Source organism: Kitasatospora sp. NPDC059827, from assembly GCF_042731675.1.
Taxonomy (GTDB): domain Bacteria; phylum Actinomycetota; class Actinomycetes; order Streptomycetales; family Streptomycetaceae; genus Kitasatospora.
In genome coordinates, this window is record NZ_JBHWIV010000020.1 from 1 (window position 1) to 15,940 (window position 15,940).

Sequence of the window (15,940 nt, forward strand, 5' to 3'; positions counted from 1 at the left end):
GGGGGGGGGGGGGTTGGGGGGCGGGGGCCCCGGGCCGCCGGGGGGGGGGGGGCCCCCCCGGGCGCCCCCCCCCCCGCCTCCGGTACGGGTCGGGCCCCGGGGTCAGAACCGTCCCTGGTTCAGGGCGTTCTGCAGGGCCGAGATGGTGGCCGGGCCCCACTGGCCGTCGACGGTGAGGCCGGCGCCGCTGGCGTTGAGGAAGGTCTGCAGCGCCCGGTAGGTGGCCGGGCCCGGGTCGCCGTCCTCGACGAGTCCGGCGTTGCCCCACACGTTGAGGTGGTGCTGGAGCGAACGCTTGGAGTCGGGGCCCCACTGGCCGTCCGGGGTGGAGCCGCAGACCCGCTGGACGGCCATGATGGTCAGGGTGCCGAACTGGCCGTCGACGGTGAGGCCGGCGCCGTCGTCGATGTACGCGAAGTACGCGGACTCGGTGGCCGGGCCCCACTGGCCGTCGGCGTTGGTGCCGACCTTGCCCTGGAGCCAGCGCACGCCGGCGGCGGTCAGCGGGCCCCAGGCGCCGTCGACGGCCAGCGCCGGGCTGTAGCCCATGTCGTTGACCGCCTGCTGCTGGCGCGCTATCGAGCGCACGGACGTCATGGGGCCGCCGCCGGACGAGCCGCCCCCGAAGGCCTTGAACGCCGATTCGGTCCCGGGCCCCCACAGGCCGTCGGCGGTGACGCCGACCTTGTTCTGCAGCCAGCGCACGCCGGCGTCCGTCTTCGGCCCCCAGGCGCCGTCGACGTCCAGTGCCGGGCTGTAGCCCAGGCCGTTGACCGCCTGCTGCTGGGCGGAGACCGACCGCACCTGGGTCATGCCGCCGCCGCTCGCGCCGCTGGAGTCGGTGGGCGGCGGGGTGTAGCCCGAGCCCGCCCAGTCGATCGGGCGGACCTGCGCCGGCATGCCGTTCTGGACCCAGGCGCGCAGCTGCGCCCCCGGGCAGTCGGTGGAGTTGCCGGGGAGCATGCCGTGGTAGGTCTTGGTGAGGACGTGGCCGGCCATGTCGCAGGCCTTCTCGTACATCGACCGGATCGCGGACATCGCGATGTCGGTGGCGTCCCCGCTCTCGCCGATGAAGCAGACGCCGATGTGGGTGGTGTTGGCCCCGTAGGCGTGCGCGCCCTGGAGGTACCAGCCGCGGCCCTCGAAGATCCGGCCGCTGGTGTCGACCAGGAAGTTGTAGCCGATGTCGGACCAGCCGTTGGAGTCCATGTGGTAGTTCTGGATCGACCGGAGCGTCTGGGTGGTCGGCCCGTCCGAGTAGTGCACGGTGAACCCGGTGCGGTCGCCGATGGCCACCGGCGTGATGTCCTTCGCCGGGCGGGCGCCCCACTGGGCGCGGGAGTAGATGTGCAGCGTGTCGGAGTCGGGGCCGGCACCGGTGCCCGAGCCCCGCTGGATGAAGGAGCCGTCCTTGACGTACGGGTAGAGCTTCCCGGGGCAGTCCGTGTGGGTCACCGTGCGGACGTCCGTGTGCCCGACGATCCGGAGGCCCGCGCCCTTCTCGTTCTGCAGGTAGCCGCAGAGCGTCCTGATGCCCGCGACCATCTCCGGGGTCACGTCGTCGTCGGCGCCCATCAGGCCCATCACGGCGTAGTAGTCGGAGTTGGCCCCGGGCGACTCGGTGCCGTTCGCGCCGGACCGGTAGTTGAGCCCGCGCCCCTCGTAGATGGAACCGTGCTTGCAGACCAGGAAGTTGTACGGGATGTCGTCGTACTCGGGCTCCCCGTTGCCGGTCCACTCCCGGATGTCCTGGGTGAGGCCGTGGTGCATCGACTCGTCCTGGATCTTCCTGACCAGTGCGGCGCACTGGCTGTGGGGATCGACGGACTTGTGCCCGCCACCCTCGTGGTGGATGACGATGCCGCCGACCCACGGGGAGAAGGGACCGAAGTCGGTCGTCTTGGGCGGCTGGGCGCCCCATTCACTGCGCGAGATGATGGTGACCATCTGGTTCTCCGGAAGTCGTGCTGAGCTTGCTGACAGGACGGGTGGGGCGGGCGTCGGGTGAGTCGGGCCTCGGGCGTGCTACGCGGCCCCGATGACGCCCCCGTCCGTCCGCCGGATCACCAGCACGGCCGAGCGGGGCCGCCCGGCGGCGTCGTGGTCCGGCCAGTTGCTGACCGCGCGGGGATCGTCCTGGGTGGGCGTGCCCCAGGCGAGGGTGTGCTCGCCCGGGTGCTGGACGTTGACGAACATGGTGCGGCGGTCCGGGGTGGTGACCACGCCGGTGATCTCGGCGCCGCGCGGGCCGGTCAGGAAGCGGCGGACCTCGCCGGTGGCGGGGTCGGCGGCCAGCATCGCGTTGTTGCCCAGGTGCTCGTGGCCGGTCTCGGCCCGGTTCTGGTCGAAGGCCGGGATGCCGGTCCCGATCCACAGCCGGCCGTCGGCGTCGGACCACAGGTTCTTCGGCGAGGCGAACATGCCGGCGGCGTCCAGGTGGACCTGGTGGTCGTGGGCCGGGTCGCCGGCGAGCACGAAGACCTGCCAGTGGAAGCCGGTCGCCCGGCCGTCGCCCTGGTCGGCCGTCCCGTCCTCGCGCCAGCGGACGACGTGGCCGTACGGGTTCTCGGCGCGCGGGCTGACCGCGGCCCGGTGGGCGTTCGGGCCGGCGGCGCAGTGGCCGAGGCCCGGGCTGTTCGCGAGCGCGCAGAAGGCCGTCCCGTCGGGGCTCACCGAGGTCTGCTGGGGCCGCTCCAGCGGGGTGGCTCCGAGCGAGTCCGCCGCCAGCCGGGCCCGCAGCAGGACGTCGGCCTGGTCGGCCCACCCGTTGGCGACGGTCAGCGGGCCCTGGCCGTGGGTCAGCGGCAGCCACCGGCCGGTGCCGTCGTCCTCGAACCGGGCGACGTACAGGGTGCCGTGGTCCAGCGGGCTGCGGCCCTGGGAGCGCAGCCGCCACCAGCTGTCCGAACCGACGAACTTGTAGAGGTAGCCGCCGTTCTCGTCGTCGCCGCTGTAGACGACGACCCGGCCGGCGGACTCGGTCACGCTCGCCCCGACGTGCTGGAAGCGGCCCAGCGCGGTGCGCTTCACGGGTGCCGCCTGCGGGTTGGCCGGGTCGATCTCCACGACCCAGCCGAACCGGTTGGCCTCGTTGCCGTTCGCCGCGAGGTCGAAGCGCGCGTCGGCGCGGTGCCAGCCGTGGCCGTCGCCGCGGGCGCCGAGGCCGGCCCGCTTCTGGGCGCGGGTCGCCCGCCACGTCCTGTCGTCGGTGCCGAAGTAGCCGGCGGTGTTGCGCTCGCCGGCCAGGAACGTCCCCCACGGGGTCACCCCGTGCGCGCCGGTGCCGAGCGTGCCCGTGGCGGGCGTGCCGGTCCGCAGGGCCGGGTGGTCGGCGCCCACCGGTCCGGAGAAGGTGACGGGCGTGGCACCGGTGACGCGCACGTTGCGCGGCGAGTCGGCGAGCTGCCAGGTGCCGCCGGTGCGGCGCACCTCCAGCACGCTGACGCCGTGCGCGGCGAGCGCCTTGGCGACCTGCTCCTTGCTCACCTGTCCGTCCGCGGCCGCCGTGCCGGTGCGGCCGTACAGCAGGGCGGCGTCGGTGGACTCGTGGGTGAGCACCAGGGTGCCGTGGGAGTCGTCGGTGCCCGGGAAGAAGTGCAGGCCGGCGTGGTGGGAACCGACCTGCTCGGCCTGCTCCGCCGCGGTGTTGCCGCCGTCGGCGCGCCACTTCGGGCCGCTCTCGCGCACGGCCTGCCCCCACGGAGCGAGCACCTGCACGGAGTACCCGGCCGGCACGGTGACGGCGTCGGCGCTGCTCGCGGGTACGGCGGTGAAGCCGAGCGGGTGCGCCGCCGCACCGGCCGTGCCCGGCTGCCCGGCGGGGGCGGCGGAGGCGGGGGACGCGGAGAGGCCGAGGAACGCGGCGAGGGCGATGGTGCCGCCGGTCAGGGCCTGACGGCGCGACAGGCCGGCGGCCACCACCTCGTCGAACGTGCGGCGGGGTGCTGCCTCCGGTTGCGGAGTGTCGTGATCTGGCATGGTCGCCACCCAAGGGAAGTCGGCCCGCCGGGGCGGGGTGCGGGGCTGAAGAGGACCGGGTGCGTGCGCCGCGTCCCGTGCTCGGGGGCCGTGCGGCGACAGCCGGTCGGCCGGAGCGCGAGGCCCTCCGGAGCGAAAGGTCGGCCGGAGCGAACGGATCGCCGCGGGTCTCGCGGACCTGAACCTAGATCGACTTCGACCCCGTGGCCATCCTGAATCCGTCTCAGATGCTCCGGCGCCCCATCCCGGGACGGCGTGGGACGGCGGGGACGCCGGGGACGGGAACCGGAGCCGGGCCGACGGGCATCGTGGTACCGGAATCCGGCGATCCACGGTTCCGGACGGACGGAAGAGCACATGGAGGCGGCATGCGGTCAGCGCGGGAGCGGCGGAGCGGCTGGATCCGGCGGGCGGCCTGGACGGCGGCCGCCCTGGTCCTGGCCACGGGCGGCACGCTGTTCGGCAACAGCCGCGTCCTCGCGGCCTGGCGGTACTGCCTGGGCCAGGACCACGAGCCGAACCCGAACCTGGCGATGGCCACGGTGTCCTGGTGGACGGTCATGCTCGTCGCGCTCCTGGCGCTCGGCGCACTGCTGGGCCGCCGGCCGAGCAGCCGCCGGTACCGCCTGCCGGCCCTGCTCGCCGCCGCGGCCGTCCTGACCTGGCTCTACGTCACCGGGATGGGATCCCCCGCGCCGCTGCAACCCGGGCAGCCCCGGGACTCCGTGTGCCGGGTCCTGCCGCCCTTCCCCTTCACGGGCTGAGCGGCCCGGGAGCCGCGGACCGGCCGCACGCGAGAACGCCCGGCCGGGAGGTTCCGGCCGGGCGTTTCGTCAGAGCACTGTGAGACAGGCCCTAGCACCAGACCGGGCGGGAGCCGTAGTTGGCCTGGTAGTCCAGCTTGGCCCAGGTCAGCGGGCCGACGATGCCGTCGGGCTTGAGACCGGTGCAGGTCTGGAACTTCTGCACCGCGGCGAGGGTCTTGGGGCCGAAGTACCCGTCGACGTCCGGGCCCTGGTAGGTGAGGGAGTTGTAGAGCTCGCACTGCAGGGCCTTGACCGCGTCACCGCTGTCGTCCTGGGAGAGCTCCGGCTCGCTGGTGCTGTAGCCGCCGCAGAGCTGGCTCGGGGACGTCGCGGCCGAGGCGCTGCCGGCGGTGGTCACACCGAAGCCGGCGGCCAGGAGGGTGGCGACTGCAACGGCCGCAAGCTTGTTACGCATGGTTCTTCCTTCGGTACAGCGGTACAGGTGACGGGGAGGGCTCGGTCGGGCCGGGTCAGCAGAGGTAGTTCGCCGCGGTGTCGATGTCGCTCTGGTAGTCCAGCTTGGCCCAGGTCAGCGGGCCGACGATGCCGTCGGGGTCGAGGTGGGCGCACTTCTGGAACTTCTGCACGACGGCGAGGGTGTTCTTGCCGAAGATCCCGTCCACCTGGAGACCGGCGCCGCGCACGCTGTAGTTGAGCTCGCACTGCAGCGCCTTGATCTCCGGGCCGCTGTCGCCGAGGCTCACCTCCGCCTCGTTGTCGCTGTTGTAGCCGTAGGAGGCGCACACGGCGGGGGTGCTGGCGGACGCGGTGGTGGCGGTGCCGATTCCGAGGCCGGTGAGCATGACGGCTCCGGCGGCGATGGCAGCGAGCTTGGTACGCATGGGTGTTGTCCTTCACAAGGGTCAGGTCGATGGTCGGGGTGGGACGGTGAGGTCCCCGCCGGCAGGGCCGGGTGAACGGCCCCGGGCGGTCAGGCCGTGACGTGGTACCAGTAGCCGCCGGTGCGCAGGGTGACGTAGTGCACGTCGGTGCCCGTCTCCTTGGCCTCGTACATCATGTCCGCGCCGGTGGCGGAGTCGGTGCCGGCGTAGAGCACCACGTGGTGGGTGTTGTGGGCGTCGGTGCCGAAGTACTCGACGTCGCCCGGCTGCCGCTGGTCCTCGGTGATCGGGGTGAGGTGCTTGTCCAGGGTCTGCTCGGTGGTGTCGCCGCCGTTGGCGAGGTCGATGCCGGCGCCGAACCAGAAGGCGGCCCGGACCAGGCCCGAGCAGTCCACGCCGGCCGTGGTGTTGGCCGGGCAGGGCTGGATCGAGCCGGTGTAGCCGTCGCAGGTGCCCAGCGACGGGCCGGGGCCCTCGCCGCGCAGCGAGTGGCCGCCGCCCCACACGTACGGGACGCCCAGGTAGGACTTGGCCGCGTTCAGGACCTTGGTGGAGTCGATCGGGCCGCTGGGCAGCGGGGCGGGCGTGGCGGTGTAGAGGGCGTTCTTGACGCCGGCGCCGACGATCCCGTCGATGGCCAGGCCCTGGGCGGCCTGGAAGTTGCGTACGGCGGTGTCGGTGGCCGGCCCGAACTGCCCGTCCATGACGAGGCGCCCGGCGTTGAAGGTGTTCAGCATCGTCTGCAGGGTCGAGACGCACTGCCCGCTCGCCCCGGTCCGGAGGTCCCCGCACTGGGTGCGGAGGTCGACGGTGCCGGAGGCGGCGGTGGCCGCCGTGTCGAGCGCCGACTTGGTGGCCGGGCCGACGATGCCGTCCGCGGTGAGGCTGTGCGCGCCCTGGAAGGTGCGCACGGCGCCGTCGGTGGCGGGCCCGAACTGGCCGTCCACGGTGAGGTGGGCGCCGGTCAGGTTGAGCTCCGCCTGGAGCTGGGTGACGCAGCCGTCGGCCTCGCCCTGCTGGAGGTTGGCCGGGCAGGCCGGGGAGGTGATCGGGATCGGGGCCGGCGCGGTCGCGGCGGAGGCGGTGGAGGCACCGAGGCCGGTCAGCGCGGACGCCAGGGCCAGGCCGAGGCCCAGGCCCAGCGACAACCGGCGCCGGGCGGGGAGGAGGGTGCTCACAGGAGGGGTCTCCGGTTCCATGGTGATGCGTCAGGGAGGCGGGTGGTCCGTCTCCCTGACGTCCGGTGTGCTCGACGGGCGGGTGCTACTCGAACAGGCCCGAGTCGCTGGGTATGTAGGGGAAGCAGGCGCCGTGCTTCCCGCCGTACTGCGCATCACCGCGGTAGAGGAGGTTGTCGCCGGTGAAGGGGCCGACGATGCCGTCCGGCTGCACGTGGACGAAGGCCTGGAACCACTGGACCTGGGCCTTGGTCTTCGGACCCCAGATCCTGTCCTCGTCGATCTCCGCCCGGTTGTTGGCCCGGGCGACGTCGTTGAGCAGGTGCTGGACGCACCAGACGCCGGTGGAGTCGTTGGGCTGGTTGTCGCCGATGTAGCCGGCGGATTCGGAGGCGCCGGCGGTACCGGCCAGGCCCAGCAGGGCGGTTCCGGCCATGGCCACGGCCAGCACGGCGCGACCGAAGGACTTCGCGGTCATGGGTTGCTCCTCGCGGTACGGGTGGTCAGGGGCCGTAGGTGGTCGGGATGTACTGCCAGCAGTAGGCGTCGTAGCTGCCGACGTAGTACGGGTCGCCGTCGCTGATGATCGCGTTCCCGGTGAGCTGGCCGACGTAGCCGTCCTGGAGGAGCGACCGGCCGCTGAGGAAGGTGTGGGCCTGCAGCCACTGGACGGCGGACTTGGTCTGCGGGCCCCAGAACCCGTCCTCCGCCACCGGCGCGGGCTGGCCGGCCTGCGTGGTGTGGTTCAGGTAGTAGTTGAGGTTGTGCTGGACGCACCACACGGCATGGGTGTTGTTGGCGTAGCCGTCGCCGATGAACGGCGCGCTCTGGCTGGCGCTGGCCGGCCCGGCCACGGTGAGCAGAGCGGCACCGGCCAGGGCCAGTGCCGCCGCGGCGCGGCCGAAGGTCTTCGCGGTCATGTCTCTGCCCTCCCGTGGCGGACGATCAGGGGCCGTAGCTGGTGGGGATGTACGGCCAGCACGGGGAGTCGAACTCGCCGTTGCCGTACTGGTATCCCTCGCCCATGATCATGTCGCCGGTGAGCGGGCCGACGATGCCGTCGACCTGGAGCTTCTGGCCGCCGACGTAGGCGTCCTCCTGGATCCACTCGACGGCGGCCTTGGTCTTCGGACCCCAGTAGCCGTCCTCGTCCAGCGGGGCGGGGCGGTCGGTCTTGGTCGTGATCCCGATGTAGTGGTTGATGTTGTGCTGGACGCACCACACCGCCTGGCGGTTGTTGGCGTAGCCGTCGCCGATGTACGGCGCGCCCTGGGCGGCGCTGGCGGTGCCGGACAGGCCCAGCAGCGCCGAGCCGGCGAGGGCCGCCGCCACCACGGTGCGGCCGATGGTCTTCAGGGTCATGGGTCTCTCCTTGCGGGACGGTGGTCGGGGGCGGTGTGCCGTCGGGCAGGTACGGCCCCCGGGCGGTACGGGGTGTGAGGCCCGGGCGGGCTCCGCCGCGCGGGACCGGCCTCGGCGAAGGCCGGGAGGTGCTGCCGGTACGCGTCGGATCGGGTGGGCGCCGTCGGCGCGTGGCCACCCTGCTGCGGCGGGGACGCTGCCGTACTCTGCCGGACTCCGTGGTCCGTCCGGAAGATCTTCCGACGTCCCATCAGTCCCAGGGATGTGTCCCACGGTGCGGACCCGCTCCGTGGGACACCTTTCCCTCCGAGGGCGAGCGCGGGGCCGTTCAGTGCTGGTGGCCGACGGTCGGCTCCTGGGTCGCCGTGGTCGCGGCGGGGGCGGGCGCCGCGCTGCCGTCGGCCGTCACGGTGAAGGCGGCGGTGCGGACCGTGCCCTGGTGCCGGAAGTCGAGGAAGAGCCGGTAGCCGCCGCCGCTCGGGGCGGTGGTGGTGAAGCCGATGCCGGGGCCCGGGGTGGTGGTGTCCGGGTGGACGTGGAGGTAGGCGAGGTCGCCGGCGCGCAGGGCGACCAGGTGGCCGTAGGCGCCGAGGTAGGGCTGGAGGTCGGTGACCGGGGCGCCGTCCTTGCTGACGTCCAGGGTGAGGTGGCTGCTGCGGCCGGGGGTGAGGTCGCCGCCGAGGGTGACGGTGTAGCCGTCGACGGTGGCGGTCCGGCCGGTGTCGGGCAGCGGGGCGGGGCGCAGGTCGCCGGCGGCGTGGAGGTCGGCGCCGAGGGTGAGGCCCTCGCTCGCTCCGGCCGGGGTGAAGTCGGCGAACACCCGGTACTCGCCGGCGGCGGGGACGGCGGTGGGGGCGCTCCAGGTGCCGTCGGCGGCGAGGACGGGGTGCAGGTGCTGGAAGGTGGAGAGGTCGCGCGGGGCGACGATCAGGTGGAGTTCCTTCTCGTGCTGCTGCTGGTAGGCGGTGACGGGCTTGCCGTCCGCGCCGAGGATGCGGAAGCGCAGGTCGGTGGGGGAGCCGGCGGTGACGAAGGGCCGGTCGAGGCTGAGGGTGTAGCCGCGTTCGGAGACCTGGAGACCGCCGGGGAGGCGGTCGGCGGCTGCCTCGCCCGCTGGGTCGTGTCCGGCGTGTGCGGCGGCGGGCCCGGGCTTGGCGGGGCCGGTGCCGGTGGCGTGGCCGACGCCGAGGGCGAGGCCGAAGGCGGCGGCGAGGGCGGCGGTGAAGGCGGTGATGCGCAGGGCGGTGTTCACGGCGGGGTTCTCCTCGGTCGGGGTGAAGGGGAAGGAGTGCCCTGAGTGAATACCCCATGGGGGTATCAGGTCAAGCCGATCCCGCTTCGAAAAAATACCAGTGGGGGGTATCGCCCAGGGCTTGCCCTGCCTACCCCCCAGGGGTATAAATGAACCCGGCACCGCCCGATACCCCTCCAGGGTATGACGGCCCGGCCGGACGGACCAGGCGGAACGACTGTCACGAGGAGCAACGATGAGCACGCAGGCACCCGCCTCCACGGAGGTGGAACTCTCGATCGGCGGAATGACGTGCGCCTCGTGCGCCGCCCGGATCGAGAAGAAGCTCAACCGGATGGACGGCGTCGCGGCCAGCGTCAACTACGCCACCGAGAAGGCGAAGGTCACCTTCGAGGGCGAGGTCGAGGTGGCCGACCTGATCGCCACCGTCGAGGCCACCGGCTACACCGCCGCGCTGCCCAGGCCCCCGGCCGCCGCCGCCGACGGCGAGGGCGCCGAACCGGGCGAGCCCGCCGACGGACTGGCGCCGCTGCGCCAGCGGTTGTTCACCGCCGTGGCCCTGGCCGTCCCGGTGATCGCGATGGCGATGGTGCCGGCCCTGCAGTTCGACAACTGGCAGTGGCTCTCGCTCACCCTCACCGCCCCGGTCGTCACCTACGCCGCCTGGCCGTTCCACCGCGCGGCCTGGACCAACGCCCGGCACGGCGCCGCGACCATGGACACCCTGGTCTCGCTCGGTACCGGCGCCGCGTTCCTGTGGTCGCTGTGGGCGCTGTTCCTCGGTGACGCGGGGATGCCGGGCATGCGGCACGGCTTCGAGTTCACCATCGCCCGCAGCGACGGTGCCTCGAACATCTACCTGGAGGCGGCGGCCGGCGTCACCGCCTTCATCCTGGCCGGTCGCTACTTCGAGGCCCGCTCCAAGCGCACCGCCGGTGCCGCTCTCAAGGCGCTGCTGGAACTGGGCGCCAAGGACGTGACGGTGCTGCGCGGCGGCGCGGAGGTGCGGATACCGATCGCCGAACTCGCCGTGGGGGACCGGTTCGTGGTGCGGCCCGGCGAGAAGATCGCCACCGACGGCACCGTGGTCGAGGGCGCCTCCGCGGTGGACGCCTCGATGCTGACCGGCGAGTCCGTCCCGGTCGAGGTCGGGGTCGGGGACGCCGTCACCGGCGCCACCGTCAACGCGGGCGGCCGGCTGGTGGTCGAGGCCACCAGGGTCGGCGCCGACACCCAGCTCGCCCGGATGGCCAAGCTGGTCGAGGAGGCCCAGAACGGCAAGGCCGCCGCCCAGCGCCTCGCGGACCGGATCTCCGCGGTCTTCGTGCCGATCGTGATCACCCTGGCGGTGGCCACCCTCGGCTACTGGCTGGGCACCGGCGAGGGCTGGACCGCCGCCTTTACCGCGGCCGTGGCCGTGCTGATCATCGCCTGCCCGTGCGCCCTGGGCCTGGCCACCCCGACCGCCCTGCTGGTCGGCACCGGCCGCGGCGCCCAGCTCGGCATCCTGATCAAGGGCCCGGAGGTGCTGGAGTCCACCCGCAAGGTCGACACCATCGTCCTGGACAAGACCGGCACCGTCACCACCGGCCAGATGACCCTGCTCGCCGTGCACACCGTCGAGGGCGTCACCGAGGCCGAGGTGCTGCGCCTGGCCGGCGCCCTGGAGCACGCCTCCGAGCACCCGATCGCCCGGGCCATCGCCACCGCCGCCGCCAAGGCCGGCGAACTGCCCGCCGTCGAGGGCTTCGAGAACGTGCCCGGCCTGGGGGTCCAGGGCGTGGTGGACGGCCGTGCAGTGCTGGCCGGCCGGGAGGTGCTGCTCAACGAGTGGTCGCAGTACCTGCCGGAGAGCCTCGCCGAGGCCAAGCGCGCGGCCGAGTCGGCCGGTCGCACCGCGATCGCGGTCGGCTGGGACGGCGAGGCCCGGGCCGTCCTGGAGGTGGCGGACGCGGTCAAGCCGACCAGCGCCGAGGCCATCGCGAAGCTGCGCGCCCTGGGCCTGACCCCGGTGCTGCTGACCGGCGACAACCGTGCGGTCGCCGAGGCGGTCGCCGCCGAGGTCGGCATCGCCCCGGAGCACGTGATCGCCGAGGTCATGCCGCAGGACAAGGTCGACACCGTCAAGCGGCTGCAGGCCGAGGGCCGGGTCGTGGCGATGGTCGGGGACGGCGTCAACGACGCGGCCGCGCTCGCCCAGGCCGACCTGGGCCTGGCGATGGGCACCGGGACGGACGCCGCGATCGAGGCCGGCGACCTCACCCTGGTCCGCGGCGACCTGCTGGCCGCCGCCGACGCCATCCGGCTCAGCCGCCGGACCCTCGGCACCATCAAGAGCAACCTGTTCTGGGCCTTCGGCTACAACGTCGCCGCCCTGCCGCTGGCGGCCGCGGGCCTGCTCAACCCGATGATCGCCGGGGCGGCGATGGCCTTCTCCTCGGTCTTCGTGGTCGGCAACAGCCTCCGGCTGCGCCGCTTCCGCTGAGCTGCCGCTGCTGAGCCGCCGCCGCAGGGCCGAGGGCCCCGGAACCGTCGCCCGGTTCCGGGGCCCTCGGCCGTCCGGGGCGCTCCTGGGTTCGTTACTCATCGTGACGACGAGTCCAGGGCGCGAGGGATCCGGTTCGTCCGCAGATGCCACCTGTGACCCGTACTTGGTGGTTGTTTTGCCCGTACTTGGGAGTCCACTCACCGAAGTCCTACCCCGCCGCGACCGGGCCGAGATGTGACGCTCCGACACTTGTTAGGCAAGCCTTTCCTGCCCTAGGTTCTCGTGCCGTCGGGCCGCCGACCCTCGCTCTCCGAGGGCTCCGGCGGCCGTTCCCTGCCCTTCCGGAGGACCCTCACCATGCCCGGTACCGTGCGGCCCCTGGCCGGCCTGTCCCTCGTCGCCGTCTGCGCCCTCGCCCTCACCGCCTGCGGCAGCTCCGGCGGGACGGGAGGCGCGGACAGCGCCACCGCCGCGGCGGGCCAGACCATCACCGTCTACAGCGGTCAGCACGAACAGACCGTCAAGGCCCTCACCGAGGACTTCACCAAGCGCACCGGCATCAAGGTCGAACTGCGCTCCGGCGACGAGGCCGAACTGGCCAACCAGATCCTCCAGGAGGGCGACGCCTCCCCGGCCGACGTCTTCTACGCCGAGAACCCGCCCGCCCTCACCGTCCTCGACGACAAGGGCCTGCTCGCCAAGGTCGCCCCCGACACCCTCAAGTCCGTTCCGGCCAACGACAGTTCCGGCAACGGCGACTGGGTCGGCGTCTCCGCCCGCACTTCCGCCTTCCTGGCCGGCACCGGCAAGGCCGCCGACACCGCGCCGCCCGCCTCCGTGCTCGACCTGGCCAAGCCCGAGTGGAAGGGCCGTCTGGGCATCGCCCCCAGCGAGACCGACTTCGCGCCGGTCGTCACCCAGGTCCTCAAGGCCACGGGCGAGGACGCGGCCAAGCAGTGGCTCAAGGGCCTCAAGGACAACGCCAAGGTCTACGACAGCAACGAGACCCTCTCCGCCGCGATCAACAGCGGCGAGGTCGAGGGCGGCGTCATCGACCACTACTACTTCTACCGGATGCGCGACGAGAAGGGCGCGGCCGAGACCCACGCGACCCTGCACTACTTCCCCAAGGGCGACCCGGGCTCGCTGATCGACGTCTCCGGCGCCGGGATCCTCAAGCACGGCAAGCACCAGGCCGCCGCCCAGGCCTTCCTCGGCTACCTCGCCTCCGCGCCCGCCCAGACCGTCATCGCCGACTCCGCCAGCTACGAGTACCCGCTGGTCACCGGTGTCCAGGGCAAGCCCGAACTGCCCGCCCTGGCCGGCCTCGGCACCGTCGCCGACCCGGCCGCGCTCGGCGACGGCAAGCAGGCCCTGGCCCTGCTGCAGGACGCCGGACTGCTCCAGTGACGACCCCCCTGCCCGGGCGGCGGTGGCGGGCCGGCGGCCTGCTCGCACCCGTCGCCGTCGCCGTCGTCGCGGTGGTCGCCTCGCCGCTCGGCTTCGTCACCGCCCAGGCCGCCCAAGCCGGTTGGGACCAGGCCCGGCGGCTGCTCGGCCGCCCGCTGATCGCCACCCTGCTCTGGCACACCCTCGGCCTGGCCGCCGCCGTCACCCTCGCCACCGCCGTCCTCGGCTTCGGCGCCGCCTACCTGGTCGAGCGCACCACCCTGCCCGGCCGCCGGGCCTGGACCGTCGCACTCGCCCTGCCGCTCGCCGTACCGGAGTTCGTCCGCGGCTACTCCTGGGTCTCGCTGTTCCGCTCCGTCCACGGCTACTGGGGCGCCGTCCTGGTGATGACCTGCTCGCTCTACCCGCTGGTGTTCCTGCCGGTCGCGGCCGCCCTGCGGCACGGCGACGCCGCCGCCGAGGAGGTGTCCCGCTCGCTCGGCCGCGGCCGGCTCGCCACCCTGTGGCGGGTCACCCTGCCGCTCACCCGGCCCGCCCTGGCCGGCGGCGTCCTGCTGGTCTCGCTCTACCTGCTCGGCGAGTACGGCGCCTTCGCGATGCTGCGCTACACCACCTTCGCCACCGCCGTGTTCACCCAGTACAAGCTCGGCTTCGACGCGGCCTCCGCCTCCCTGCTCACCCTGGTGCTGGTCGGCCTCGCCCTGCTGCTGGTCGCCCTGGAGGCCTGGGCGGGCCGCCGGGCGCGCACCACCCGGCACGGCGCCCTGGCCCGCCCCGCCGTGCCCGTACGGCTCGGCGGCTGGACCGCCCCCGCCCTCGGCGCGCTGGCCGCGCTGGTCGGCGTCTCGCTCGGGGTGCCGCTGTACGCGCTGGCGTACTGGCTGGTCAAGGGCAGCTCCACCACCCTGCCCTCCGCCTCCGTGCTCGGCGCCACCCTGGCCACCCTCGGCTACGCGCTCGGCGCGGCCGTCGTCGCCACGGCCGCCGCCCTCCCCGTCGCCCTGTACGGCTGGCGGCGCGGCACCCGGCCCGCCCGCGCGGTCGAGCGGATCGCCTACCTCACCCGGGCGCTGCCCGGCATCGCGGTCGCCCTCGCGGTGGTCTTCTTCGCCGTCCGCTGGGCCCGGCCGCTCTACCAGCAGCCGCCGATGCTGGTCCTCGGCTACGTCCTGCTGTTCTTCCCGCTGGCCCTCACCGCCGTCCGCGCCGCCCTCGCCCAGGTGCCGCCCGGCGTCGAGGAGGCCGCCCGCTCGCTCGGCACCCGGCCGCTCGCCGTCCTCGGCCGGGTCACCCTGCCGCTGGTGCTGCCCGGCCTCGGCGCCGCCGTCGCCATGGTCGGCCTCACCGCCTCCACCGAACTCACCGCCACCCTGCTGCTGCGCCCCACCGGCACCCAGACCCTGGCCACCCAGTTCTGGGTCTACACCAGCGGCCTCGCCTACGGGGCGGCGGCGCCGTACGCGGCCCTGATGGTGGCGCTGTCCGTCCCCTCCGTCCTGCTGCTCACCCGCCGTATTTCAGGGAGCACCCCGTGACCGGACTCTCCGTCGTCGACCTGCACGCCGCCCACGGACGCAGCCCCGTCCTGCACGGCATCGACCTGACCGTGCCGGACGGCGCGCTCGCCTGCGTCCTCGGGCCCTCCGGCTGCGGCAAATCCACCCTGCTGCGGGTGCTGGCCGGCTTCCACCCGGCCGCCGCCGGGCAGGTCGTGCTGCACGGCCGCGTCCTCGACGACGGCCGCAGCAGGCTCGCCGCCGAACAGCGGGGCGTCGGCCTCGTCCCGCAGGACGGCGCGCTCTTCCCGCACCTCAGCGTCGCCGCCAACATCGGCTTCGGGCTGCCCCGTTCGCAGCGCCGCGCCCGGGTCGCGGAGCTGCTCGACCTGGTCGGCCTGCCCGGCCTGGGGGAGCGCCGCCCGCACCAGCTCTCCGGCGGCCAGCAGCAACGCGTCGCCCTGGCACGGGCGTTGGCGCCCCGCCCGCGCCTGCTGCTGCTCGACGAACCGTTCGCCGCCCTGGACGCGGCCCTGCGGGCCGACCTGCGCCGCGAAGTCGCCACCGCCCTGAGGCAGTCCGGCACCACGGCGGTGCTGGTCACCCACGACCAGGACGAGGCGCTCTCCTTCGCCGACACCGTCGCCGTCCTGCGCGACGGCCGGATCGCCCAGGCGGGCAGCCCCGAGGAGCTGTACCACCGCCCGGCCGACGCCGCCGTCGCGGGCGTCCTCGGCGAGGCGAACCTGATTCCGGCCGAGGCCAGGGGAGTCGAGGCGCTGACCGCCCTGGGCGCCCTTCCGCTGGCCGACCCCGCGGTCGATTCCGGTGGCGCGCTCGCGCTGCTCCGGCCGGGCCAACTGCGGCTCACCGCCGAGCCGGTGGCGGGCGCCGTCCCGGCGAAGGTGCTCGGCAGCGACTTCCGGGGCCACGACCACCGGGTCGAACTGCGGCCCGGGGCGGCGGGGTTGCCCGAGGTGCTGATCGTCTCCGCCGACCGTCCGTGGCCGGTGGGCGGTGAGGCCTACCTGGCCGCCGCGGGGCCGGTGCACCTGCTGCCGGGGGATTGAGAGTTCGGGCAGCGGCGGGCGGGGGATTGAGCGGTCGGGCAGCGGCGGGCGGTCGGTC

Annotated in this window: 14 protein-coding genes; 5 read left to right on the forward strand and 9 right to left on the reverse strand. The window is 73.8% G+C overall.

Annotated features, from left to right (window positions below; all coding sequences use genetic code 11):
• Positions 1-102: 102 nt before the first annotated feature.
• Positions 103-1,947 (reverse strand): peptidoglycan-binding protein, encoded by a 1,845-nt coding sequence (locus ACFV8H_RS15320; protein ID WP_380399865.1) that lies wholly within the window; start codon positions 1,945-1,947, stop codon positions 103-105.
• Positions 1,948-2,025: 78 nt separating this feature from the next.
• The gene (locus ACFV8H_RS15325) at positions 2,026-3,978 is read right to left on the reverse strand and encodes a PhoX family protein (protein WP_380399867.1); all 1,953 of its coding nucleotides are present in this window, start codon (positions 3,976-3,978) and stop codon (positions 2,026-2,028) included.
• Positions 3,979-4,346: 368 nt separating this feature from the next.
• Between ACFV8H_RS15325 and ACFV8H_RS15330 the strand changes: the two genes are divergently transcribed.
• Positions 4,347-4,742 carry a hypothetical protein gene (locus tag ACFV8H_RS15330; RefSeq protein WP_380399869.1) on the forward strand — a complete coding sequence of 132 codons (396 nt, stop codon included), beginning with the start codon at positions 4,347-4,349 and terminating at the stop codon, positions 4,740-4,742.
• 91 nt (positions 4,743-4,833) lie between these two features.
• On the opposite strand, the gene ACFV8H_RS15335 is transcribed toward ACFV8H_RS15330, so the two are convergent.
• The 7 genes from ACFV8H_RS15335 to ACFV8H_RS15365 all read right to left on the reverse strand — a co-directional run bounded on the left by ACFV8H_RS15335 (position 4,834) and on the right by ACFV8H_RS15365 (position 9,418).
• A complete protein-coding gene (locus ACFV8H_RS15335; RefSeq protein WP_380399871.1) occupies positions 4,834-5,199 on the reverse strand; it encodes a peptidoglycan-binding protein in 366 nt (121 codons plus the stop codon).
• A gap of 55 nt (positions 5,200-5,254) precedes the next feature.
• Positions 5,255-5,626, reverse strand: a complete 372-nt coding sequence (locus tag ACFV8H_RS15340) for a peptidoglycan-binding protein (RefSeq protein ID WP_380399873.1) — start codon at positions 5,624-5,626, stop codon at positions 5,255-5,257.
• A gap of 89 nt (positions 5,627-5,715) precedes the next feature.
• On the reverse strand, positions 5,716-6,804 hold the full coding sequence (locus ACFV8H_RS15345) for a peptidoglycan-binding protein (protein ID WP_380399874.1): 1,089 nt from the start codon (positions 6,802-6,804) through the stop codon (positions 5,716-5,718).
• Between the two features lie 85 nt (positions 6,805-6,889).
• A complete protein-coding gene (locus ACFV8H_RS15350; RefSeq protein WP_380399876.1) occupies positions 6,890-7,282 on the reverse strand; it encodes a peptidoglycan-binding domain-containing protein in 393 nt (130 codons plus the stop codon).
• A gap of 25 nt (positions 7,283-7,307) precedes the next feature.
• Positions 7,308-7,724, reverse strand: coding sequence for a peptidoglycan-binding protein (locus ACFV8H_RS15355; protein ID WP_380399878.1), 417 nt, complete (start codon positions 7,722-7,724; stop codon positions 7,308-7,310).
• A gap of 25 nt (positions 7,725-7,749) precedes the next feature.
• Positions 7,750-8,166: a peptidoglycan-binding protein gene (locus ACFV8H_RS15360; RefSeq protein ID WP_380399880.1), complete on the reverse strand. Its 417-nt coding sequence runs from the start codon at positions 8,164-8,166 to the stop codon at positions 7,750-7,752.
• Between the two features lie 328 nt (positions 8,167-8,494).
• Entirely contained in the window at positions 8,495-9,418 is a 924-nt protein-coding gene (locus tag ACFV8H_RS15365; protein ID WP_380399882.1) for a hypothetical protein, read from the reverse strand.
• A 235-nt stretch (positions 9,419-9,653) separates the two neighbouring features.
• On the opposite strand from ACFV8H_RS15365, the gene ACFV8H_RS15370 reads away from it, so the two are divergent.
• The 4 genes from ACFV8H_RS15370 (at position 9,654) to ACFV8H_RS15385 (ending at position 15,882) form a co-directional block, all read left to right on the forward strand.
• Positions 9,654-11,903, forward strand: a complete 2,250-nt coding sequence (locus ACFV8H_RS15370; RefSeq protein ID WP_380399884.1) for a heavy metal translocating P-type ATPase — start codon at positions 9,654-9,656, stop codon at positions 11,901-11,903.
• A 360-nt stretch (positions 11,904-12,263) separates the two neighbouring features.
• Positions 12,264-13,316 (forward strand): iron ABC transporter substrate-binding protein, encoded by a 1,053-nt coding sequence (locus tag ACFV8H_RS15375; protein ID WP_380399886.1) that lies wholly within the window; start codon positions 12,264-12,266, stop codon positions 13,314-13,316.
• Positions 13,313-14,851: an ABC transporter permease gene (locus ACFV8H_RS15380; protein ID WP_380399888.1), complete on the forward strand. Its 1,539-nt coding sequence runs from the start codon at positions 13,313-13,315 to the stop codon at positions 14,849-14,851. Before ACFV8H_RS15375 ends, ACFV8H_RS15380 begins: the two co-directional genes overlap by 4 nt.
• Positions 14,848-15,882 carry an ABC transporter ATP-binding protein gene (locus ACFV8H_RS15385; protein ID WP_380399890.1) on the forward strand — a complete coding sequence of 345 codons (1,035 nt, stop codon included), beginning with the start codon at positions 14,848-14,850 and terminating at the stop codon, positions 15,880-15,882. Before ACFV8H_RS15380 ends, ACFV8H_RS15385 begins: the two co-directional genes overlap by 4 nt.
• The last annotated feature ends 58 nt before the right edge of the window (positions 15,883-15,940 follow it).